Origin of the sequence: Thalassospira sp. NFXS8 (genome assembly GCF_040148805.1) — a bacterium.
In the GTDB taxonomy this organism is placed as follows: Bacteria; Pseudomonadota; Alphaproteobacteria; order Rhodospirillales; family Thalassospiraceae; genus Thalassospira.
Genome location: NZ_JAGEMF010000004.1, coordinates 339,884 through 358,983, shown reverse-complemented (window position 1 = coordinate 358,983; position 19,100 = coordinate 339,884). Strand labels below are relative to the sequence as shown.

Sequence of the window (19,100 nt, the reverse complement as noted above, 5' to 3'; positions counted from 1 at the left end):
GTTCACCGCCCTGCAAACGACGCGCCGCCGTTTTCGCAGATAGAAGCGATGATTTTGCAAATGCCTATGTGCTGGCGACGATCTGCAAAAATTAATATTAACAATCATTCGCATTTGGTAAAGACTAATCATCGATTGAGGGACCATATTATGCCGCAGCACCATTTTCCGATGCTGTTTACCCAAAACATGCAGGTTTCGCGCTGGCTTCGTACATCCTTGCTAACCGGTGTTGCTTTGGCTGCGCTGCCTGCCAGCGCGTTTGCCCAGGATACAATCACCCGGGACAGCGACGCCGCAACCCTGGACCCGATAACGATTTCATCAAACCGCGAGCGCACAGCACCGCCCCTGCCCGGTGGCATTACCCTTGATAATGAAACACTTGACAGAATTGCACCGCGCACCCTGAAAGATGTCTTTTCGGGCAATGCTGCAGTCAATGTCGGCGGGGCCAGCCCGGTTACGCAGAAAACCTATGTTCAGGGCATCGAAGACACCAAACTCAACGTCACCATTGATGGCACCCGACAAAACAATTCCAGTTATCATCACCTTGGCACCACGGTGATGGACCCGGGCATGTTAAAAAAGGTCGATGTTGAAACCGGCGTTGCCCCGGCCGATAGCGGCCCGGGCGCACTTGGTGGTTCTATTGCCTATGAAACCCGGGATGCCCGCGACATTCTGGAACCCGGCGAAAATTTTGGCGGCTATGGCAAAATCGCCTATGACACCAATTCCCGGGGATTTAGTGAATGGCTAACCATGGCCGGGCGCACCGATAAGGTCGAAGCGCTGGCGTATGTGCAAAACAATAACACCAACAATTACCGCGATGGCAATGGCGACAAGGTAGACGGAACCGCCAACGGCAGTGAAAACGGTTTGGGCAAATTTGCCATTAACGGGCAAGACGGCGAACGGTTTGAAGCCTTTGCCAGCCACCTCGAAGATGAAGGTGTGCGCCCGTCGCGACCCAACTTTGGCGCGCTGACCAGCGGACAGGGTGCACAGTGGATTTCATACAAAAAAACCGCCATGGGCGTTTCCTATGTTGATGAAATGCCCAATGGTCAGTTCGACCCGGAATTATCGCTGAATTACAGCAAATCGGAACTCGACGTGCCCAACCTGCAAAACGGGCCAAATTTCTTTCATACCAATTCAGAAATCGAAACAGTAAATGGCAAGGCTGCCAACAATTTTGATGTTGGAATTGGCAAGGTTAATACCGGAATTGATTTTTACCATGATGAAGCCACAGGTACCCATAACAACGGCACCCGTGCCGGTAGCTATACTGAAAAATCAACCAATATCGGCATATTTTCGCAAGCACGGCTGGACCTGACAAACCGCTGGCGCACATCGTTTGGCGGGCGATTTGACCGGCAGTGGTTTACCGGTATCGACGGCAGCGAGTTTGATGAACAGGGCCTGTCTGGCAACGCGAATACCGAATACGATATTCTGTCAAACACCACAATTTATGGCGGCGTCGGCACGGCATTTGGTGGTTTACCGGTTGGGGAATCCAGCATTTATAACTTTTCCGGTGTTTGGGATTATACCGGTTTTGCGCCATCGCGGTCGTTTAACTATAAGGCAGGTTCACGGGTCACATTTGATCGCCTGACCCTTGATGGCAACGTGTTTTACAATCGTATCGAACGATCACACGACCTGTCTGATACAGACCGCCAAACCACCGTCGATCTTGTCACACGCGGCATTAATCTGTCTGGCACCTATCAATTCGACACGGCCTATATCCGGGCGACCTATACCCATACCATTGTCCGCGCAGACGGTGCCCCGCCCGTTAGCACGGCATCAGCATGGCAAGGTGTTTTGCTAGGCGACATCATAACAGTTGATGCAGGCAAGGAATGGCATGATCTGGGCCTGCGCGCAGGTATGTCATCTGAACTGGCGTTGAAAAATGATGACCCGGAAAAATACGGTGCCGAACCGATCGACACCTATTTTGTTGCCAACCTGTACGGTGAATGGACACCCGATACGCTGTCACAGGCCGTTACCTTGCGGATTGATGCCAACAACATTTTTAACCGCGCCTATACCGACCGCACCACCACCGGATACGACAGCATTCGTACCGAACCCTATATGGACCCAGGCCGCAGTTTTGTGCTGTCGGCCAAGGTTAAGTTCTAACCCGATCCACCATACCGGCACACAAAGGGCGGCTCTTTTACAGGGGCGCCCGTTTGTGCGTTTTGCCGTGCCCCACATCACCACGCGGATTTGACCATGAAAAACATTCTGCAATCCATCGCCCTGGCCGCCACGTTATTTGGCTTTGCTCACACATCATCACAGGCCGCCGATGCGCCACAAAAACAGGTCACCCTGACCGACGTTGCCGGGCATGAAGTGACCGTCAATGTCCCGGTTAAATATATGATTTTGGGCGAAGGCCGCTTTTTACCCAGCATCGGTATTCTTGACACAGAAAACCCGGTCCGCTGGATTGCAGGTATGATGGGCGAGTTTAAAAACCTGGACCCGGCCACCTATGCCCAATATCAGGCAAAATTCCCCGCCATTGACGATATTCCGCTTATCGGCAGTAGTGGCGAGGAATCCTTTAACCTTGAAAAAGCAATTTCGCTGCATCCGGATGTTGCCGTATTTGGCCTTACAGGTGGCCACGGCCCCAGCGCGCGCAACAAACAGATTTTTGATACCCTTGCCGCTGCCAATATTCCCGTTGTCGCGATTGATTTTCGACAGGACCCACTGGTCAATACCCCCAAAAGCGTTCGCCTGCTTGGCACTTTAATGGGCAAGGAACAGCAGGCAGAAAACTTTCTGGCATTTTACGCCGATGGTTTGGCCAAAGTGCATCAAAAACTGGCCCAGGTAAAAAACCGTCCGACGGTATTTATGGAAAGCCGCGTTGGCCTGGACCAAACCTGTTGCGAAGCAATGGGCAACCAGATGATGGGGCGTTTCATTGACTGGGCCGGCGGCACCAACATTTTCGGTGAAATTATTCCTGGCACCCATGGCACCGTAACGATCGAACAATTGCTGGTCAGCCAGCCGGATTACTATATTGCCACCGCCATCGGCTCGGCCAATGTTGATAATAACGGCAACCGCATCATTCTTGGTGCAATGGCAAACCCGGAACAGGCCGCAGCATCGCTGCGCCAAACCACCGGGCGCGTTGGCATGCAGGAATTAAGTGCCATCAATAACGACCATTTATATTCGATCTGGCATCATTTCTATAACACACCAATGAATGTTGCCGCTGTGCAGCAAATGGCCAAATGGTTCCACCCCGACCTGTTCACAGATCTAGACCCACACGCCACCCTGCAAACCTATTTTGACCGGTTCCAGCCGGTTGCCCTGAATGGTACCTACTGGACCGGCATGACCGAACGGGACGCGGCCCAATGAACCACCCGATACATCCGGTACATCAACAAAACGTTGCCAAACATCGCCCCCCGACAAGGAAACAACCCGATACCCCGGCTATCCCACCCGAAACAGGTGCGTTATCGGCACAATATCGCCATTTCATTCGACGCCGTGTCATCTGGCTATCGGTATTGCTGGCGGCATTGCTGGTATCGGTCGTGGTCAATATCATGACCGGCCCGGCGCTGCTTTCTGCTGGCGATGTAATTGGCGGGTTGATTGACCCCGCCAGTCTCGACCCTGCCACCCATGTGATTATTTACAATGTTCGCCTGCCCTTTGCCCTGATGGCCGTTGTTATTGGTGCAGCCCTGGGGCTGGCGGGGGCAGAAATGCAAACCGTGCTGAACAACCCGCTGGCAAGCCCGTCTACATTGGGCATCATGCATGCGGCAACCCTTGGCGCGTCCCTGGCGATTGTCTTTAATCTAGGCTTTGGTTTGCCTGAAAACTACGCCGTGCCCATCTGTGCCTTTGCCGGGGCCATCATTGCGCTGGGCGCAATCCAGTTTTTAGCCAAGGCATATGGGGCCAGTGTGGATACTATTGTGCTGTTTGGCATTGCGCTGGTTTTTGCCCTGAACGCGTTAGTGTCCCTCATTCAGTTTGTTGCCAATAGCGACAGCCTGCAACAGATCGTATTCTGGACAATGGGCAGTCTGGCCCGCGCCAGTTGGGAGAAAATCATTATTGTTTTGGTTGTTCTGCTCACCTGTCTGCCACTTGCCATGCGCCATGTCTGGAAAATGACGGCCCTTCGCGGTGGCGAAGACTATGCCCGCAGCTTTGGTGTGCCGGTCGAACGCCTGCGATTGCTGGTTTTACTGCGTGTCAGCATTTTAACTGCCGTTGCCGTGGCCTTCACCGGGGTTATCGGCTTTGTCGGGCTGGTCGGGCCGCATATTTCGCGACTGGCCTTTGGCGAGGATCACAGGTTTTACATCCCCGGCAGCGTTCTGGCGGGGGCGTTCATCTTGTCGATGGCATCGCTTGTCAGCAAACATATCGTGCCGGGCATTTTAATTCCCGATGGCATCGTTACCGCCCTGATCGGCATTCCGCTGTTTCTGGCGTTGTTGTTATCGCAAAAGCGGCGGGGGTAATGGTGCCATGACGGAACTGATTATAGATGATTTGTCGATTGCCTATGGCAACAAACAGGTTTTATCGCACATTGCATTGCCTGCCTTTGCGCCAGGCGCCCTGGTTGGGGTACTTGGGCCCAACGGGGTTGGCAAATCCAGCTTTCTACGTGCCCTTGCCGGGTTAAACACATATACAGGGTCCGCCAAACTAAACGGTATTGAAATTAACCGCATGGCGCATCAAACCCGCGCCCGACACATTGGCTATCTGCCGCAAACCTTGCCACAGGGCACCAGCCTTGTTGCCTACGAGGCGGTTTTATCGGCTTGCCGTGCGGTGCGCACTGACCTGCTCCATAATGCGGCACAGGCATTGGTCGAGGCCACGTTTGAACAGCTTGGTATTACCAGCCTGGCGTTTCAGGCCTTAAATCAGATGTCGGGCGGGCAAAGACAAATGGTGGGGCTGGCACAGGTTATTGTGCGCGCGCCCCACATCATGCTGCTGGACGAGCCCACCAGCGCACTTGATTTACGCTGGCAGCTTCGGGTGCTTGATGTAGTGCGTCGCATTGCCCGCCAGCAACAGGGCCTTGCCCTGATGGCGCTACACGATATCAATTTGGCCTTACGACACTGCGACCATATCGTTTTGTTTGGTAATGGCGCGGTTCTGGCCAGTGATACAGCACAAAACATCATGACACCCGAACGCCTGCATGATGCCTATCAGGTTGATGGCAGAATTGAATATTGTTCGCGTGGCACGCCCTTTGTCATTGTCGACAGCCTGTCCTGTGCAACCAGCCCCCCGCAGGAGAATTGATGTTTCACACCACAGGTAAAGTTAAAACCGACCACGGGGACAAATACCTGCAGCAGCTTTGCAAACATTTTGCCCACAAGGTACCCGTAACGTTTAACACCACGACAGGCGATGTCAGCTTTCCAACCGGCCCCTGCCAGATCATCGCGTCGAAGGGCGGTTTAACCTTTATCGGGCAATCAGCAACGCCCGAAGGTATCAATCGCATGAAGGCAGTGATCATTGACCATCTTGATCGCTTTGCCTGGCGCGAAACCCTTGACTATCACTGGCAAGAGCACGCCGATGATACCGCCCCCTGACAGGATGGCCCCCTAATCGCTCATAAAAAACGGCCCGGCAAAATGTTGCCGGGCCGTTTTTAGTTGTTGCGGCATACGTACAAAAATGTTCAACGCAAATCGTAAATTAGCGGCACCCGCAATGTCATGCGCTCCAAATCAAGATCATCAGGGAACGGTGGAAACCGTTTGACCCGTTCGATCATTTTTTCAGTTGCACGATCCAGCAGGCGATTGCCGCTTTCCTGCACCATTTTAATCGACGAAACCGAGCCATCGCGTTCAATCACCAGCAACACCATGTTGCGGCCCTCGATACCGCGTCTGCGCGCGGCTGACGGATATTCACGATAACGCATCAGGGTTTGCACAACGGACGACTGATAATCGACAAACTTTGCCTTGCTTAACGCAGCCCCCCCACCACTGCCAGATGCCGAACTGGCAGCCTGGCTTTTGGTTTTGGTACCAGTGGTGCCCTCGGCCTTTTGCGAATTAAACTGTGCGCCCTGTGTGGGTCGTGTATCCGTCACCGGTTGCGGCACTTCTTTTGGGGGTGCAGGTGTCGGTTTTGGTTTTGTCACAGGTTCGGGTTTGGCTACCGGTTTCGGCTTGGGCTTCACCGGCGGCTTTGGCTTTACTTTGGGGGGAACAACTGCTGCAAGTTCCGGTTTTGGCTCCGGCTTGACCTCCGGCTCTTTTACCGGCTCGGGAATTGGCTCAGGCACCGGTTCCGGTTTCACTTCGGGAACCGGTTCAGGCTCTGGCTCTGGCTCGATCACAGGCTCTGGAACCACTTCAGGTTCCGGCACGGCTTCGGGTTCCGGTTCCACCTCGGGTTCTGGCACCGGTTCCGGCTCGCTAGTTTCAGGGGCCGGTTGTGCGTCTTCCTCGCCTTTGCGGTTATCAACGTCGGCGCTGGCACTTTCGTCGGGGTCGCTGTCTTCACCGCTGGTGGCCTGACCTGCCCCCAGTGAAATACTAACACTTTGCACAGCACCCGCCCCGCCCCAGCCGGACGGTTCAGGCACGGGGGTTGCCAACACAACACCCCCTGCCAGCACCATCCCGGTCATCGCGGTGGCGATTAAAAAGTCACTTCGCTTGGACATCGAACTTCCGTTAATCCTGCGCTTCTACGGCTGTCATTAATTGAACCTTGTCGACACCCAGTTCCTGTAGGCGCTTTAACAATGCGACGACCATCTGCCCGTCGGTTTCCCGATCAGCACGAATTTCGATCGGATGATCCTGAAAGTTGGCTGGCAACAAGCTGGTAATATCGGCCAGTGGGCCCCGGCTGTCATCCACACCAAGCTCGCCGGTTTTATCCACCCACAAAACAACGGTTTCGTCATCTTTTTCGCTAGCATCTGCACTGGCGGGCGGATTAACATCAAACGGTCCCAGTTTTTGCAAACTGCCCGCAATCATAAAAAAGATCAGCAGCAAAAACACAATGTTGATCAGCGGCAACATTGGTTCCTGGCCCATGGTGTCATCGGTGATTTGAATACGCCGTTTCATTGCTCGATCAAATCCACATTATGAATACCACCCCGGCCCAGCACATCCATCACATGCACCAGGATTTGCAATTTTGCGCCATTCACCGGCTGCAAATGCACCTGGGCACCGGCATAATCAGTCTTTAAACGCGCGGCCAGGTTATCAAGCGGCACGGCATCACCATTCAGGGTAAGTGCCCCGGAACCATCAATCCGCACCAGTGCTGCGGGATTATCTGCCGGGCTATTGGCCGATTTATCCTGTACCGAAACCGACATCTCATATCCGCGCCAGTCAAGAAAACTTGACGCCAGCATGAAAAACACCAGCAGGATAAACACAACATCAATCAACGGCGTCAGCCCGATAACAGGCGACGGACTGCGATAGCGTGAACGAAACTGCATAGTTTTATTCCGCAGCGTGACGTAAACGCGTGATATTGGCCGCTTCGCGGGCATCACGCCCGGCCAATTCGCCGCGATTGACAATCAGGGTACAAACTTCTTCGGTAATGGCGGCCGCACGGCTGATAATGCCCTGCATCCACATATGAACGGCCGTTGCCGGAATCGCCACAACCAAGCCAATAGCCGTTGTTAACAATGCCAGCCAGATCCCGCCGGAAAGAACCGACGGGTCAATCCGGCTGCCGGCCCCCTCCATTTGCTGAAACGCATTGATCATGCCCATCACAGTGCCCAAAAGTCCCAAAAGCGGGCTTAACACCGCAATGGCCGCCATCAGGCGCAAACCACCATTAAGACCGTCAATTTCCTTATGTGCGCGCGATGCAATCAAATCCGATGCCGATTCACGGCTATCGCCATCGCCCACCGGCAAGGACATGCCAAACCGGCCAATCTCAGCGGCCGGATGACGGCGGCGGGCCAGTAAGGCCGCAGCCTTTTGGTCATCGCCAGCTACCAGATGACGCTCTAGCTCGCTCACAAAACCATCGGCAAATAGCCCGCGGCGAATGAAACCAACCATTTTATAGAAAAACATCATCAGCCCGACCAGCGCCATCGCCGCCAGTACCCAACCCACAATGCCCGCGCGGTCCACCAGATCAAATACCGGCAAAGATGCAATTGCATCAGGCACCCAGCCCGAATGAGCAACGGTTGTTCCGCCTTGCAAGGCCGCGTCGGCCATCTGGTCAGCGTTCATTGCCCCGTCAACAGCCCCTTGTGTCAACGTGGTCGGGTCTACAACACCGCCACCCTGCGTCGCTTGTGCCACAGTGTCAACGGCTCCTGCGCCACCAGAGGCAGCGGCTTGCGCACTATCGGTTACGGCGGGAACAATATTGTCTGGCATGGGACTTCCGATCCTGATCACACAGTACAGCGCATGCGCTGCATATTCGCTATTGAAAATGATTTGCATTCATTACTGCAAATGCCTCTGCGATGCAATCTTAACTATGTATCGACACTATCAGAACAGCTACATTTTTTGCAACGCACCATCACCCTTTACTCCCCGTCAGACCCACAGTCTATGAAAATGCCTTAGGAAAGTTTGGTCAGGTGCGCCATGTCGCGCGGTTTGTGAAGCGATCGGCAAATGCTTAATAGGCCGCCCCGCCGACCAGGCATGATTGATCGGTTTCGATTAATAATGTTGGCGTCATCTGACGGCAGAAAATACGGAAAAAAAATAAACCCCCGAAACCGAAAGGTTTCAGGGGTTTATTGGTGAGCCCGACAGGATTCGAACCTGTGGCCAATTGATTAAAAGTCAATTGCTCTACCAACTGAGCTACGGGCCCAACGTCTTGGTGAGCGGCGTTTTAAAGCGGGATCACCGATGGGTCAAGCCCTGATTTTGATAAAATTTCAATTTAGGTGAATATCATTTTTCAGAACCACCATTCGGGCCCAAAACCACGCTGGCGGCTGAAAAAAATAAACCCCCGAAACCGGAAGGTTTCAGGGGTTTATTGGTGAGCCCGACAGGATTCGAACCTGTGGCCAATTGATTAAAAGTCAATTGCTCTACCAACTGAGCTACGGGCCCACAACGTTGTTGAACGGCGTTTTAAAGGGATGCCCCCACCCGGTCAACCTTTCATTTGCCGATTTCTGACAGTTTTTTCACATTCGTTGAATTTTAGGCCCAAAAAGCAGAAAGCCGCCCCAAATGAGGCGGCTTTCGATTGAATTTGTGTGACCAAATTCGCGCTTATTGCGCGTCAGCAGCAATTTGCATTTTAACAATCTTGTCGGGGTCTGCAACGCGGCCATTGGCCCAGGGCGCACCCTTTTTGATGTTATCAACATATTCCATGCCTGAAACCACCTGGCCCCAGATTGTATATTGACCATCAAGATGCGGAGCATCGGCAAAGCAGATGAAAAATTGCGAATCAGCACTGTTCGGATCGGCAGCACGGGCCATTGAAACGGTTCCGCGCCCGTGATGCGCATCAGAAAATTCCGCCGGCAGTTTTTGGCCCGATCCACCGGTGCCGTCCCCTTTGGGATCACCGGTCTGGGCCATAAAACCGTCAATCACACGATGGAAAACCAGCCCATCGTAAAACCCGTCCCGTACCAGTTCCTTAATCCGGGCAACGGTTTTCGGTGCCAGGTCCGGGCGCATCTGAATAACGACACGGCCGTCCTTAAGATCAAGATAAAGGGTGTTTTCAGGGTCAAGCGTGGCCGCATCCGTCGTCTGCGCGTGTGCTGCGCCGATTCCACCGTTCGACATGGTAAAGATTCCCAAAGAAAGAATAACAAGAGAAAGAAAACGAAGCAGACGCATGACTTTATGCAACCTATTCCTTTTCTTGCGCCAGCTTTGCTTGCAAAGCCTGCAACACGTTGGCTGGCACAAATTCGGTTACGGAACCGCCCAACCGGGCGATTTCCTTGACAAAACGCGACGACACAAACTGTTGTTTGTCCGACGCCATAAGAAACACGGTTTCAATATCCGGTGCCAGGCGCGCATTCATGCCTGCCATCTGGAATTCATATTCAAAGTCCGAAACCGCACGCAACCCGCGCACGATCACGGATGACTGGTTTTCCTTGGCAAAATGCATCAAAAGCGAGCCAAAAGGTTTAACCTCGGTGCGGGCGGCAACTTCGCCCCCCGCAGCTTTCAAGGATTCGCGCACCAGTTCACAACGTTCTTCGACCGAAAACATCGGCCCTTTGCCCGCATTGACAGCAACACCCACAATCAGGCGGTCAACAATGCGGGTGGCCCGACGAATAATATCCATATGGCCCTGTGTAACCGGGTCGAACGTGCCGGGATAAATCCCGACACGATTAGGATCGATTGTCGTATGTGCCATCGGTCCCTTTCCAGTTACCCGTTTATAGAACCATCAGTGTCATCACCAGCATTGCCGTCACTGTCACCGGCATTCCCGGTTTCACCGTCAACATCTGGCAAAACAACGGTTTCATCGGCAGCAATCACGGTTTCGCCTTCAACGCCTTCTTCATCATCCCCGGCGGTTTCGCCAAGGTTGCTAAGGCGTTCAACAGCAACAACCTGTTCGTCTTCGGCAGTACGGAACAGGGTAACCCCCTGCGTCTTCCGCCCGGCAATACGAATATCATGGGTTGGCATCCGAATGACCTTGCCACCATTGGTGACCATCATCAACTCGTCACCTTCCTCGATCACGAAGGATGCCGCAACCAGACCATTTCGTTCAGACATGTCGATATTGGCAAAGCCCTGACCGCCACGCCCGGTCACCCGGTATTCATAAGATGAAGTCCGCTTGCCATAGCCGTTTTCGGTCACCGACAGAATAAGCTGATCGCCCGACAGCAATTCGTCATAACGTTCCTGGCTCAGCACTTCGAGCGGCAGCGCGTCGTCAACACCGAGTTCTTCACGGCGCAGCTTGCTGGCAATCGACAGATATTCACTGCGTTCTTCCATGCTGGCATGTGAGCCCCACAAAACCGACATCGCAATAACGTCATCACCGTCAGCCAGACGAATACCGCGCACGCCCACCGAATTACGACCGGTAAACACACGTACATCAGCTACCCGGAAACGAATGCACTTGCCCTGACGTGTGGTCAGGAAAATATCATCCTCATCCGTGCAGGTTTGAACCGCAATCAGGCTGTCGCCCCGGTCTTCTTCCAGCTTCATGGCGATTTTGCCATTTGCCTTCACATTCACAAAGTCTGCCAGGCTGTTACGCCGCACGTTACCGGTCGAGGTGGCAAACATAATGTGCAGGTTTGGCCATTCTTCCTCGTCAGGCAACGGCAGAACGGTGGTGATATGTTCGCCCTCGGACAAAGGCAGCAAGTTAACCAGAGCCTTGCCGCGCGATTGCGGCGTGCCCAGCGGCAACCGCCAAACCTTCATTTTATAGACCATACCCAGCGAGCTAAAGAACAACACCGGGGTATGGGTATTGGCCACGAACAACTTGGAAACAAAGTCTTCCTCGCGGGTGGCCATGCCCGAACGGCCCTTGCCGCCACGACGCTGCGCACGATAGGTCGATAACGGCACACGCTGGATATAACCGGTATGCGATACCGTAACCACCATGTCTTCGCGAGCGATCAGGTCTTCAATGTCGTGTTCAAAATCGCCTTCGATAATTTCTGAACGACGCGGATCGGCAAATTCATTGCGCATTTCCGTGAGTTCGTCTTTCAGAATGGTCAGCTTGCGTTCGCGTGACCCCAGAATATCGAGGAAATCTTTGATCTTTTCGCCAAGTTCGGTCAATTCACCAGCGATTTTGTCGCGTTCCAGACCAGTCAGGCGATGCAGACGCAGTTCCAGAATGGCGCGTGCCTGGGCTTCGGACAAACGGTAATTACCGTCTTCCGATCCCACCTGATGCGGGTCGGCAATCAGTTCGATCAACGGAACAATATCACCGGCAGGCCAGCTTTTTGCCATCAACTGTTCGCGGGCAATTGCCGGGTCTGCTGCGTTGCGAATCAGACGAATAACGTCGTCGATATTGGCAACAGCAATGCCAAGACCCACCACCACATGGGCGCGATCACGTGCTTTTTTCAGCAAATGAATGGTACGCCGTGTAATCACTTCTTCACGGAATTCGACAAACGCCTGAATAATTTCTTTCAGGTTCATCAGTTCCGGCTTGCCCCGGTTAAGGGCCAGCATGTTAACGCCAAACGATGTTTGCAACGCCGTAAAGCGGAACAACTGGTTCAAAACCACATCGGCAACCGCATCACGCTTAAGCTCGATCACCATCCGCACACCGGAACGGTCCGACTCATCACGAAGGTCGGAAATTCCTTCCAGTTTTTTGTCGCGCACCAGATCAGCGATTTTTTCCATCAATGTGGCCTTGTTCACCTGATAGGGAACTTCGGTAACAATAATGGCTTCGCGGTTGGCACGGATTTCTTCAAAATGGGTGCGTGCACGCATCACAACCGAACCACGCCCGGTACGGAATGCGGAATGAATGCCTGAACGGCCAAGAATAAGCCCGCCGGTGGGAAAATCCGGGCCGGAAACAAATTCCATCAACCCTTCAACCGTAATATCGGGGTTATCAATGACCGCCATGCAGCCATCAATCACTTCACCCAGGTTATGGGGCGGAATGTTGGTTGCCATGCCCACCGCAATACCACCAGCCCCGTTGACCAGCATATTGGGATAACGCGCCGGTAATACCGACGGCTCCTTGGTGGTTTCGTCATAGTTGGCTTTGAAATCGATGGTATCCTTGTCGATATCATCGAGCAGGAAGTGGGCGGCCTTGGCCAGGCGGGCTTCGGTGTAACGCATGGCGGCGGCTTTATCGCCATCCATCGAGCCAAAGTTACCCTGCCCGTCAATTTGTTGCAGGCGCATGGAAAAATGCTGCGCCATACGGACCATGGCATCGTAAATCGCACTATCGCCATGCGGGTGATATTTACCCATCACGTCCCCGACGACACGCGCCGATTTACGAAACGGTTTGTTCCAGTCAAAACCGTTTTCATGCATCGCATAAAGAATACGACGATGAACAGGCTTCAACCCGTCACGAACATCGGGCAACGCACGGCTAACGATCACGCTCATCGCGTAATCAAGATAACTGCGGCGCATTTCGCTTTCGATGGAAACCGGGAAAATATCGCGGTTGGCAGTGCTTGACACTTCGGAGGACAAAGGCCGTAACCTCTTAAACGCTTAATCAAAAAAGAATCAATGAGGCCTCCGTGCATCTGCACAGCAAGCCATTCAGCGCGGAAAGTATCAGGTTTACCGCGCACAAACAACATATGACGCAGCACCTTTTCTGCCAAATCATGACAGGCCGGGTTTTCAGTCCTTTTTTGTCATTACATGTACAATTGGCAGAGCATTTTTTCGCCCGCCAAAGCGGATATTGGCCGCCGCAATGCCCGCCAGAATGATCACCATCGCCAGCAATGTGCTGGGTGCCGGAATTTCACCCAGCACAACCAGACTAACCACCACCCCGACAGCCGGCACCAGATAGTTATTAAAGGCAACAAACCCCGCCCCTGCGCGCGCCACCATTAACAACAGCAAAAACATCGCAAGCCCGGTAGGCACCAGCCCCAGATAGATAATGGCAAGCGCCCCCTGTGCCGACCATGCCATCGCCCAGGGCTGGTCAACCAGCAAGGCAACCGGCGCAATCGACAGCGATGCAAAAGTTAAAATAACCGCAGCCGACCCGGCACGGGGTTGATCACGCAGGTTTCGCGCAATTAACGACGAGACGGCGTAACAAATCGCCGCCATCAAAACCGCCAGCTGATAGGGCAAATCCCCTCCCAGCCCGCTCAGGGTTTCCGGCCCGACCAGAACAATCACCCCGCATGTCCCCAAAACAAGCCCCGCCACCTTGCCCGGCGTCAGTTTTTCATCCCGGGTCACAAAATGCCCCAGCACCACGGTTGTTAACGGCACAACAGACATCAAAATGGCGGCCAGACCGGCATTTATCCGGGTTTCTCCCATGCTAATCAGGAAAAACGGTACTGCATTTCCTAAAATACCGCACAAAAATGCCGATACCCAGGCGGTTTTCCCGCGCGGAAGGCCGCTTTGACGCAACAACACAATCAGCCATAAAACCACCGCACCCAGGGTAATGCGCCCTGCCGCAACAATCAGCGGTGAGTAGGCGTGAACGCCCAATTTGATAAAGGCAAATGAACTCCCCCACATCAGGGCCAGCAATATCAACAAAAAGTAATCAAGCAGTCCCGGACGTGTCATGTTTCCCGCCTATTATCGCCATAATCATTGGTGCATATGGCTTTGTTCCACACATCTATCCGGCGGGAACATTATCAAAGACTTTGCGTTACCGATTATCTTGAGAAAGATCAACAAAATAGAAACACATATTGTGCTACACAACTCAAAGACAGTGCAGGCCAAAGTGAAAAATGCCGGCGTTAGAAACTGTGATCCGATACAACCCTGGCATTAAATCAGGGACAGGTGCGCAATCGAGTTATTGATAATGATTGTCAATTGCGTTAAATAAGAACAGAGCAAAAAAACAGAGCGAGCAAGAAGATGAGCTATGTCGATCATGAACTGAGCATTGATGAAATGTTGGCAGACCCGATTGTACGGACCCTCATGGCCTATGACGGCATTACCGAAAAAGACGTGCGAAAAACACTGGCACAGGTGGCCGAGGCGCGTGAATTTGGTATGACACATTCTTCCAAACGCATGCAGCCCTCCCTTACCCAGGCATGGGCGCATCAATCCATGCCCGCCATCGCCCCCAAAACAGCAGCCTGAAAACCCTTCCTGCCGTTTGAAAAGGCCGGAGCATAACCGGGTCAACAGCCGGCACATGATCCATCATCAATGCCGGAATGCGACATGCGCTGCCTAGCTTCATGGACGAAATCCGTTATCCTGCACCAGAATCTTTGAATACAAAACGGACAATGCGGCACCAAATGGAACCGCATTGTCGATCTGTTCCCGACAGACTCGATAACCGCGATTTTTCGCAACGCCAATCGCCTGCGGCGTTTCTGAGCGGAGAAAAGGCCGACATGCACGTTCAGCTTGTCATTTTCGGTGTCACACGCCATTGAAACATGCTGTTTTGAGAGAATTGCCTGTTTTACAGGCACAATTACAACCATTCCATCATGCGCATTGATACGTATTGACAAAAACTGGCATCAACCAGCGATTTTGGTATACTTGCGATCATGACATCAATAGGCAGCATTCAAACCATACCAGGGAGCGGCGGCAAGATTGGCGAAGTTGTCGCCATGAATGGTCTTGCCAGCACCGAAAGCCAGGGAGCCTCCAGCGGGGGCACGTCCCAGGGTGGTTTGTTGCCGCGCCGCATGGCCGCTGTCTCGCTTGTTCCGATCACCAGCCCGGCCAGCAAACAATTGCCACCCGCAGCACCCGGCGCGACGCAAGGTCTGCGTGCGCAATCAGGGCAATCTGGCACATCTGACGGGACAACGCTGGTGGCCGGGGCACCCGCACCAGCCCCCGTGGCGCAAGCCCGCCCTGCCCCGGCCATTTCAGCTGCCACCATTACCGTCGTCCAGCAGGTTGACCCGCGCAGCTTGCCGGGCAGCGGAGCAACCGCAACAGAATTACCTGGCTCGGCCAAAGAAAACAGGTCTGAAACACCTCAAGCCCGAAGCACACCTGCCCCTGACGGCGCCCCGGACACATTAAGCCCCGGCGCCCGGGACCATGTTCAACGCTTGCAAGATCGTGACGCCGCCGTGCGGGCCGAAGAGAACAGCCACAAGGCCCTGGCCGGCGCCAATGCCGGCATGATCAGCTATAACTACACCGTTGGCCCGGATGGACGCCTATATGCAGAAGGCGGGCATGTAACGATCCAGCCGCTTCGCGGCCTGACGGGCATCCAGGCAATTGCCAATCAGGTTGCCATCGGAAATGCAGCATCCGTTGGCACATCAACAGCCGATTTCTCCGCTCAGAACGGATCATCCGCAAATATAAGCCAAATGATAAGCCATCAGCAACAGACGGCCAGCCAGTCCTATAACCAGACCACGGCAATGCTGTTTAGCCAGCAGCAAAAAACATCCGGTCTGGTTGCCTGATTTTCTTTCTGATCATTGCGATTTAACCGATATCAGGGGCCGCCATTGGCACCCGTAGCAGATGGCATGGAAGGGTTGCGACTAAACCACGCCTGTGTCGCCCCTATTTGCCTGGCATTACCACCTGAGCGACATAAAAAACGCCCGCATAAGCAGGCGTTTTTTAGCAAACCTTAAAATGTTAAATCACAGGGACAGGCAGCGCAGACAAGCCACCCCCATCATCCGACACCTTATTTGGCATAATGCCAATATACCGGATAGCCAGGATCAAACACCGTTACCAAACCCTCAGCCGTGTTGATTTTATCAGCAAAACTGGCAGGTTCATCCCGTTTTTCAAGGGTGATGCTCGCATCATTTACTGGCAAACCGTAAAAAGACGGGCCATTAAGCGAGGCAAAGGCTTCGAGCTTGTCGAGCGCATTTTCCTCTTCAAACACATGCGCCAGCAATTGCACCGTATTATTGGCGGTAAAAATACCGGCACAGCCACACGGGCTTTCCTTGTGGGCATCGGTATGCGGGGCTGAATCCGTCCCCAGGAAAAAGCGCGCATCGCCCGATGTTGCCGCTTCGCGCAACGCCAACCTATGCTTTTCGCGCTTTGCCACTGGCAGGCAATAATAATGCGGGTGAATACCGCCCACCAAAATCGCATTGCGGTTAATGATCAGGTGGTGGGTGGTGATAGTGGCGGCAAAATTCGTGTCGTTCGACTTTACAAAATCAACACCGTCCCGGGTGGTGATATGCTCCATAATAATGCGCAGTTCCGGCAGGCGCTTGCGCAGCGGGGCAAGAATGCGATCAATGAACACAGCTTCGCGATCAAAAATATCAATGTCAGCATCGGTGACTTCGCCGTGAACACATAGCGGGATGCCCAGCTTTGCCATACGCTCAAGCACTGGCATCGCTTTTTCAAAATCACGCACACCGCTGGCCGAATTGGTCGTCGCCCCGGCAGGATACAGCTTTAACGCCTGGATAACACCATCGCGATATGCCGCCTCGACATCATCGGGGTCGGTTCCTTCGGTCAAATACAGGGTCATTAACGGGGTAAATTCATGGCCGGCGGGGGTCGCCTCGACAATACGGTTGCGATAGGCAATGGCGTCATCGCGCGTCAGAACCGGCGGCACCAGATTGGGCATAATAATGGCACGACCAAAATGCGCGCTGGTTTCAGGCAGCACGGCACGCAACATATCGCCATCGCGCAAATGCAGGTGCCAGTCATCAGGTCGACGGATAGTAACGCGGCTAGCTGACATGTGGGACCTCCTGAAAATGCAAACACGTGCGCAATGGGGCCAACAGGCCCTGTTTGGTGCAGGGGCCTTGAGTACCAGATCAACCATTTTTTGGGAATTGCAAACATTACCTGCCCGGTATTTTCGCGATGGAAAAGGCCGGAAAACGAAAAAGGCCAGGCTGTTAAGCCTGACCTTTTCACAATGGGGCGAATGATGGGGATCGAACCCACGACCTCCAGAGCCACAATCTGGCGCTCTAACCGACTGAGCTACACCCGCCATCGTGTGGCGCGGTTTTTATCGCCGGGGACAGGGTACGTCAAGCGGAGATTTCGACTTTTTTTCATCACTGCCCTAAATGATACCTGCAAACCGCCTTTCAGCGCGATTTTAAGCCGGTTAAAACGCATGGCAGAACCAATGCTTTTCACCGCCGTGCTTTTTTCCCTCACATATTTCACTTGCATCGGGGCAGAATGGGAACAATTAAGTCAACGCAATATCATGAATCCGGCGTACACCGATTTGGGTACACGCGACCGGACAGGATAAGGAAACGGAGAATCCGATGAAGTGGGGCGTGATCAGCACAGCCAATATTGGCACCACCAAAGTTATTCCGGCCATGCAGCAAAGCGACAAGCTGGAAATTCTGGCCATTGCCGGACGTGATTTGGAAAAAACCCGCGAGGTTGCCGAAAACCTGCGCATTCCACGCGCCTATGGTTCCTATGAAGAACTGCTGGCCGATCCGTCGATCGAGGCGGTGTATAACCCCCTGCCCAACCATTTGCATGTTGAATGGACGATCAAGGCACTGGAAGCTGGCAAGCACGTTTTGTGCGAAAAGCCGATTGGTATGGATACCGAAGATGCGCAGCGCCTGATTGATGCCCGGGATAAAAGCGGCAAGCAGGTTTTGGAAGCCTTTATGGTGCGCCATCATCCGCAATGGCAACATGCACAGGAATTGGTAACCAGCGGCCAGATCGGCGATTTAACCGCCGTTCAAAGCATTTTCACCTACCACAACACCGACCCCGGCAATGTGCGCAACAAAAAGGATATCGGCGGCGGCGGGCTGCTTGATATCGGGTGTTACTGCATTATCGGCCCTCGTTACATTACCGGGCGTGAACCTGTCCGGGTGGTATCCCTGATGGATAAAGACCCCAAATTTGGCACTGACCGGCTGGTTTCAGGCATGCTGGATTTTGGTAGCGGCGTTCAGGCCAGCTTTGTTTGCGGCACACAATCAGCCGCCGTTCAGCGGGTTCATATTCTGGGCACCGAGGGACGCATTGAAATTGTCATGCCGTTTAACCCGGTACCGGAAAACCCCGCCCTTATCCGCGTTGGCACCCAAAAACAGCCTGGCTTTGGCGAAGCCCGCGAAATCACTTTTCCGATCTGCAATCACTATACCTTGCAGGGTGAAACCGCGACCGCCATTTTCAACGGCGAGATCGAGGTCGATTACCCGATTGAAGATGCCATCGCCAATATGAAAATTCTGGACGGTCTGGCGCGCTCGGCCCGCACCGGAAGCTGGGAAATGGTTGACCAGAAATAAACATCTGTGGCCT

17 protein-coding genes and 3 tRNA genes are annotated in these 19,100 nt (G+C 53.5%); 8 read left to right on the top strand and 12 right to left on the bottom strand.

Annotation, left to right across the window (positions count from 1 at the left end; translation table 11 throughout):
- The first annotated feature begins 150 nt into the window (after nt 1–150).
- From J4E05_RS20535 to J4E05_RS20515, 5 genes are all read left to right on the top strand, one after another.
- Entirely contained in the window at nt 151–2,181 is a 2,031-nt protein-coding gene (locus J4E05_RS20535; RefSeq protein ID WP_349599552.1) for a TonB-dependent receptor domain-containing protein, read from the top strand.
- A gap of 96 nt (nt 2,182–2,277) precedes the next feature.
- Nucleotides 2,278–3,438, top strand: coding sequence for an ABC transporter substrate-binding protein (locus tag J4E05_RS20530; RefSeq protein WP_349599550.1), 1,161 nt, complete (start codon nt 2,278–2,280; stop codon nt 3,436–3,438).
- A complete protein-coding gene (locus J4E05_RS20525) occupies nt 3,435–4,565 on the top strand; it encodes a FecCD family ABC transporter permease (protein WP_349599548.1) in 1,131 nt (376 codons plus the stop codon). The genes J4E05_RS20530 and J4E05_RS20525 overlap by 4 nt, the downstream gene beginning before the upstream one ends.
- A 7-nt stretch (nt 4,566–4,572) precedes the next feature.
- Nucleotides 4,573–5,373 (top strand): ABC transporter ATP-binding protein, encoded by an 801-nt coding sequence (locus J4E05_RS20520; protein WP_349599545.1) that lies wholly within the window; start codon nt 4,573–4,575, stop codon nt 5,371–5,373.
- Nucleotides 5,373–5,675 (top strand): DUF2218 domain-containing protein, encoded by a 303-nt coding sequence (locus tag J4E05_RS20515; protein ID WP_085594944.1) that lies wholly within the window; start codon nt 5,373–5,375, stop codon nt 5,673–5,675. The genes J4E05_RS20520 and J4E05_RS20515 overlap by 1 nt, the downstream gene beginning before the upstream one ends.
- An 89-nt stretch (nt 5,676–5,764) precedes the next feature.
- On the opposite strand, the gene J4E05_RS20510 is transcribed toward J4E05_RS20515, so the two are convergent.
- The 10 genes from J4E05_RS20510 to J4E05_RS20465 all read right to left on the bottom strand — a co-directional run bounded on the left by J4E05_RS20510 (nt 5,765) and on the right by J4E05_RS20465 (nt 14,399).
- Nucleotides 5,765–6,766, bottom strand: a complete 1,002-nt coding sequence (locus J4E05_RS20510) for an energy transducer TonB (protein WP_349599542.1) — start codon at nt 6,764–6,766, stop codon at nt 5,765–5,767.
- A gap of 10 nt (nt 6,767–6,776) precedes the next feature.
- Entirely contained in the window at nt 6,777–7,181 is a 405-nt protein-coding gene (locus J4E05_RS20505) for an ExbD/TolR family protein (RefSeq protein WP_085594948.1), read from the bottom strand.
- On the bottom strand, nt 7,178–7,570 hold the full coding sequence (locus J4E05_RS20500; RefSeq protein ID WP_349599539.1) for an ExbD/TolR family protein: 393 nt from the start codon (nt 7,568–7,570) through the stop codon (nt 7,178–7,180). The genes J4E05_RS20505 and J4E05_RS20500 overlap by 4 nt, the downstream gene beginning before the upstream one ends.
- A 4-nt stretch (nt 7,571–7,574) precedes the next feature.
- On the bottom strand, nt 7,575–8,486 hold the full coding sequence (locus J4E05_RS20495) for a MotA/TolQ/ExbB proton channel family protein (protein WP_349599536.1): 912 nt from the start codon (nt 8,484–8,486) through the stop codon (nt 7,575–7,577).
- 378 nt (nt 8,487–8,864) lie between these two features.
- Nucleotides 8,865–8,940 (bottom strand) — tRNA-Lys (locus tag J4E05_RS20490).
- Nucleotides 8,941–9,112: 172 nt separating this feature from the next.
- Nucleotides 9,113–9,188 (bottom strand) — tRNA-Lys (locus tag J4E05_RS20485).
- A 165-nt stretch (nt 9,189–9,353) separates the two neighbouring features.
- Nucleotides 9,354–9,884, bottom strand: a complete 531-nt coding sequence (locus J4E05_RS20480) for a peptidylprolyl isomerase (RefSeq protein WP_349599533.1) — start codon at nt 9,882–9,884, stop codon at nt 9,354–9,356.
- A 67-nt stretch (nt 9,885–9,951) separates the two neighbouring features.
- Nucleotides 9,952–10,479, bottom strand: coding sequence for a pantetheine-phosphate adenylyltransferase (coaD, locus tag J4E05_RS20475; protein ID WP_085594952.1), 528 nt, complete (start codon nt 10,477–10,479; stop codon nt 9,952–9,954).
- Between the two features lie 14 nt (nt 10,480–10,493).
- Complete coding sequence (gyrA, locus tag J4E05_RS20470; protein ID WP_417844245.1) at nt 10,494–13,253, bottom strand: DNA gyrase subunit A; 2,760 nt, start codon at nt 13,251–13,253, stop codon at nt 10,494–10,496.
- 219 nt (nt 13,254–13,472) lie between these two features.
- The gene (locus J4E05_RS20465) at nt 13,473–14,399 is read right to left on the bottom strand and encodes a DMT family transporter (protein WP_349599527.1); all 927 of its coding nucleotides are present in this window, start codon (nt 14,397–14,399) and stop codon (nt 13,473–13,475) included.
- 306 nt (nt 14,400–14,705) lie between these two features.
- Here J4E05_RS20465 and J4E05_RS20460 point away from each other — a divergent pair, with 306 nt between their 5' ends.
- Both J4E05_RS20460 and J4E05_RS20455 read left to right on the top strand, forming a co-directional pair.
- Nucleotides 14,706–14,939, top strand: a complete 234-nt coding sequence (locus tag J4E05_RS20460) for a hypothetical protein (protein WP_085594958.1) — start codon at nt 14,706–14,708, stop codon at nt 14,937–14,939.
- Nucleotides 14,940–15,364: 425 nt separating this feature from the next.
- Nucleotides 15,365–16,252: a putative metalloprotease CJM1_0395 family protein gene (locus tag J4E05_RS20455; protein WP_349599524.1), complete on the top strand. Its 888-nt coding sequence runs from the start codon at nt 15,365–15,367 to the stop codon at nt 16,250–16,252.
- Nucleotides 16,253–16,485: 233 nt separating this feature from the next.
- Here the strand turns inward: J4E05_RS20455 and pyrC are convergent, their stop codons facing one another.
- Together pyrC and J4E05_RS20445 are read right to left on the bottom strand one after the other, a co-directional pair.
- A complete protein-coding gene (gene pyrC, locus J4E05_RS20450; RefSeq protein WP_349599521.1) occupies nt 16,486–17,532 on the bottom strand; it encodes a dihydroorotase in 1,047 nt (348 codons plus the stop codon).
- Between the two features lie 184 nt (nt 17,533–17,716).
- A tRNA-His gene (locus tag J4E05_RS20445) sits at nt 17,717–17,793 on the bottom strand.
- Nucleotides 17,794–18,082: 289 nt separating this feature from the next.
- On the opposite strand from J4E05_RS20445, the gene J4E05_RS20440 reads away from it, so the two are divergent.
- Nucleotides 18,083–19,087 carry a Gfo/Idh/MocA family protein gene (locus J4E05_RS20440; RefSeq protein ID WP_349599519.1) on the top strand — a complete coding sequence of 335 codons (1,005 nt, stop codon included), beginning with the start codon at nt 18,083–18,085 and terminating at the stop codon, nt 19,085–19,087.
- The last annotated feature ends 13 nt before the right edge of the window (nt 19,088–19,100 follow it).